Below are 3,274 nucleotides of genomic sequence, written 5' to 3' on the forward strand. Positions count from 1 at the left end.
GGAGGAATGCCTGGGGCTAACATCGGCGGGGGGCCGCATACTATCATGGTCCGCGAACGTAGCAAGAACTTAAATTCCAGAGAGTTGAGATATTGTTTAAGAATCCACACGAATCGACACGAAATGGCTTCTCCTCATTACTGTTCATAGGTCTTCCTTAACGTCTGATCGCCGATGTGCAGAGCTAAACTTAAACTGCTTGTCGCACCATCAACATTTCGGCGATGTCACCATGAACCATGTAAACGACTCAACGAGGAAGACGCCATCCGTGCCTCGGTGGTGATTTGTTCTCCTCTGCAATTAAGCAAAATTCTTTTGCAACCATCCGCAATTCAATGAACTCGCGCGGACATCGCAGGTGGTTCATAAATTACCGCTTACGGAAGGAACCGGCTTGACGGCGAGTTACGAAGGACAGATAGGGAACTGTGTGGAATAGAAAAATGATGCGCCTATTTTTGATCGGAATGCTCTGCGGAGTAATGATCGCAGCCGCGTTCACGTATGCCTTCGCAATTCCGGCCAACAACTATCACTGGCAATCGGAGATTTGGAACCGCGGCGGCGCAGTGTGGACGTTCGACATGAAGAGTGGCCAGATGGGCTGGAAATGGTTGGTCGAGCCCAAGGCCGCTATGCCGCGTCAAAAGCGAGTTCCCGTACCATCATCCGAGGTTGATGTCCGCAGCGAGCGGCTGTAAGTCAGCCGGAAATGAAAGACAGATGAAGCAAAATGTGGCGGCGGAGATAAACATTTTTCTTATTGGCATGCTGTCCGGAGTGATGACGGCGGCCGCATTCACGTACGTCTTCGCAATTCCGGCCAACAACTATTACTGGAAAACGGAAATCTGGAGACGCGGCGGAGCAGCGTGGACGTTCGACATGAAAAGTGGACACATGGACTGGAAGTGGCTGGTTCAACCCAAGACCGCTACGCCGCGTCAAAAGCGAGTGAGCGTGCCAGCATCTGAGATTAATGATGGCACCGAGCGGCTGTAAATCCGGAGGGATTCCTTCCTGTAGAGGAACTCTGCAATTCTCCCGCACGCGACATGCGTGCCACTACAGCGGTGCAGGTAGGGGCGGTTCACCCGAACCGCCAAGGCGATTGTGGTCAAACGCCTCTACCACGGAAATCGATTTCTTGAAAACAAAAACGCCCCGCCGTGGCGGGGCGTTTTCAATTAAACTAGACTAAACGAGCCGGCTTCGCGCCTTAGTTAAACTTCAGCGTGCTGGCGGGATCGCCCACTGTCGGAGCGCCCGTGGGATCGCAGGTGCCGTTTTCGATACACTTTATCCCGACTTGGCTCTGGAATACTGTCGGATCTGCCCCCCATCCGGCGGCTACGGCTTCGCCTTCTTTATAGACGCCCGCGTCGCCGCCCTTGTGGATCACAATGAAGCCGTTTGTGCCGTACGGAAGCTGCGAGGCCGAGGCGGTCAGCGCAGTGTCATAGTCGTAGTTATGGCTCGTGGCAAAAATCGCGGTGGACGGAGCCGCATCACTGACAGGATAAACCTTCAGCGCGGCGCTCCCACTGGTAAACGTGATTGTTTCCGGAGGCCCAGCAACTATGGCGGCGACGAAGGCGCAACTCGGAGCGTTTAGGAGCTTTAGAAAGTCGCCGCCCTTCAGGTAACCTTTCGCCAGCAAGAAGTCGTTGCAGTAAGCTTGTAAGCTGTTCGCGGCAAGCTGTGTAGATTGAATGAGATCACCGGGCCACGCTGAACTCGAGTCGTTTGTTGCTGCGCCGTCATTGGCCATCTGGAACGCAGCCAGATAAAGCTGGCGCCCGTTGTTCATGGTGCCGCTCATCTGGGCCTTTTTCAGCGCCGAGGTTAACGCCGGCACTGCGAGCGCTGCCAGGATCGCGATAATCGCAATCACGACCAGCAACTCAATGAGCGTGAATGCTGAGGAGGATTTGTTGGTTTTGATTTTCATGTGGGTTTTCTTTTTCTGCGGGTTGTTCTGAGGGTTTCTCAGAGGTTTGGGGGTATGGGGTTGGTTTGATGTTGTTCTAGGGTTCTCTACTTAGAGGGTTACTCCGAGGTGCGTGGTTATCGCAGTGTTCACGGATAAAGTCAATATTTATTTTTTACTTTTTTGCGGCAGACTTAACCACGAATGGACACGAATGGCTTCGCCGCCGTTAAAACGTTAAACCGTTGAATCGTTAAACCGGGCAACCACGGATGACACGGATATCACGGATACTTAGGAAAGAAGTTGCTGCCCACGAAATACACGGATCACCCGAATCACCAGCCTTTGCCAAGACTACGGCTTAGCAAACACGAGGGTCACTAAGGACCGGCACGACAGAATTAACCGAATCAACAAAATGAATTCTGAAAATTATGTACATTCTGTCCGATTGAACCACGGATGACCCGCCACGGCGGGCAGGCTACGGATATCACGGATGGTCGGACAATTACAAACGGATTGACACGAACCACTCCAACACACACGCGAACGATTCAACTTCTCTGCTTCACAATCACAGATCTCTCTTTGCTGTCCGATTTGTGCTATCAGCCTAATCCGTGGTTCTCCGAATTCTGATGTCGGGCCGGCGAAGCCGTTGACACTATCGGAAGGGTCATCAATTATAATCTGCTATGACCGCAACTGCGCTACGCCAGGCAATCGATTCTGGCAAACCGTTCCGACTACGCTCCGGTGATGGCGCGGTAATTGACGTGCCAACCCGTGATCACGCGTTTGTGAATCCTACGGGCCGACTGGTTGTTGTGTTCACTGATGACGATGGCGCACGTGTGCTGGACGTGGCGCTTGTGACGGCGATTGACTACGACAAAGCCCCGGAAGATCTCAGCGGTAACGGGGGTCGTTAGGTCACAAAGTGAGAACTGAAAAGAACAACAGAAAAGTTCGCGATCGTGAGGGCGCAATCGCAACATGTTCGCCCCGGTGAATCCGTCCTGTGGCGGACGAGCGTTCGCTCCCCAGATCCGTGATATTCGAGTAATCCGTGGTTAGTTCTTATGCGCGGGAACCTCGGGCAGCTGCGGCGGAAGGGAGGCCTTTAGGATATTAACCACGAATACACACGAATGGACACGAATGTTACAGAGCGATTCGGTGCCACTCTAGTTTGCGGTGCTTGAAATTGAGGATGACACCAACACGGAGCTTGGTTATCCGCAGATAGTTTAGCATCAGTCCACGTTCGTGGTCGGTAATTTGGTCGATCACTTTCGTATCCACGACGATGGCATCAAACGCAATGAGGTCGGG

The 3,274-nt window shown here is 52.8% G+C and carries 5 protein-coding genes; 3 read left to right on the forward strand and 2 right to left on the reverse strand.

Annotation, left to right across the window (positions count from 1 at the left end; genetic code table 11):
* Window positions 1–446: 446 nt before the first annotated feature.
* Entirely contained in the window at window positions 447–704 is a 258-nt protein-coding gene (locus DMG62_00045) for a hypothetical protein (GenBank protein ID PYY25047.1), read from the forward strand.
* A 22-nt stretch (window positions 705–726) separates the two neighbouring features.
* The gene (locus DMG62_00050) at window positions 727–1,005 is read left to right on the forward strand and encodes a hypothetical protein (GenBank protein ID PYY25048.1); all 279 of its coding nucleotides are present in this window, start codon (window positions 727–729) and stop codon (window positions 1,003–1,005) included.
* Window positions 1,006–1,222: 217 nt separating this feature from the next.
* On the opposite strand, the gene DMG62_00055 is transcribed toward DMG62_00050, so the two are convergent.
* Complete coding sequence (locus tag DMG62_00055) at window positions 1,223–1,954, reverse strand: hypothetical protein (GenBank protein PYY25049.1); 732 nt, start codon at window positions 1,952–1,954, stop codon at window positions 1,223–1,225.
* 680 nt (window positions 1,955–2,634) lie between these two features.
* Here DMG62_00055 and DMG62_00060 point away from each other — a divergent pair.
* Window positions 2,635–2,871 (forward strand): hypothetical protein, encoded by a 237-nt coding sequence (locus tag DMG62_00060; GenBank protein ID PYY25050.1) that lies wholly within the window; start codon window positions 2,635–2,637, stop codon window positions 2,869–2,871.
* 232 nt (window positions 2,872–3,103) lie between these two features.
* On the opposite strand, the gene DMG62_00065 is transcribed toward DMG62_00060, so the two are convergent.
* The coding region (locus DMG62_00065; protein ID PYY25051.1) for a GxxExxY protein at window positions 3,104–3,274 on the reverse strand (171 nt) is incomplete at its 5' end.

The organism is Acidobacteriota bacterium (assembly GCA_003225175.1).
Taxonomy (GTDB): domain Bacteria; phylum Acidobacteriota; class Terriglobia; order Terriglobales; family Acidobacteriaceae; genus Gp1-AA112.